1 protein-coding gene is annotated in these 663 nt (G+C 28.1%); it reads left to right on the forward strand.

Translation table 11 applies throughout. From position 1 onward, the window contains the following. Positions 1-164: 164 nt before the first annotated feature. Positions 165-663, forward strand: a 499-nt coding sequence (locus H2279_RS08665; protein ID WP_337196292.1) for a hypothetical protein, incomplete at its 3' end; no start/stop codon positions are given.

The following is a 663-nucleotide window of genomic DNA, read 5'->3' on the forward strand; positions in this document are numbered from 1 at the left end:
TCTCAGAAATCAAAGATTATGCTGATATAGCCGATGCAAGCTATAAAAAGATAAAATAATAGCATGAAAAATAAGTCAAATATATGTAACTTTATAAATTATATTAGAATATGCTAAGCTAATTATTGGATTTAAATAAAAATATTTAACAACAAGGTAAAGCAATGGATGAAGAACTTTTTTGGGAAAATTTTGTTCCAGTAGGACATATCAATGAGGAAGCTTTAAAAAGACAAGCTGATATATATAATGCAAATTTTAACACCTTAGCATACGATGAAACAATTTTACCACAAGAATTAGAATGTTGCTATAATGAATTTAAATATTACAAAGAAGATAATGAAATAGCCGCATTAGGTTGGGCGGTAAGTTATAATCTTCAAGTATTATGGCAAAATAGTCCTAAAATCGATACGATACAAAATTATCAACTCCCTATAAAACAAAATAAACCTAGCAATCCTCAAGCAGAGCAAAGACTAAAAGAAATACAAGATTTTTTACAAAGTAAAGGCATAGAACCTCTTATTTTGCATTATACTCCTTATCCAAAAACTACAGAAACAAAAGAAGCAAAAAGATTAAGGCAAAATGCTGAACGTTTTTCTCATTGCATACAAGAAAATGAGGTAAGAGAACAAAAACGTCCTATTAAATTTT

This window comes from Campylobacter sp. B0100352/1, from assembly GCF_020135855.1.
In the GTDB taxonomy this organism is placed as follows: domain Bacteria; phylum Campylobacterota; class Campylobacteria; order Campylobacterales; family Campylobacteraceae; genus Campylobacter_D; species Campylobacter_D taeniopygiae.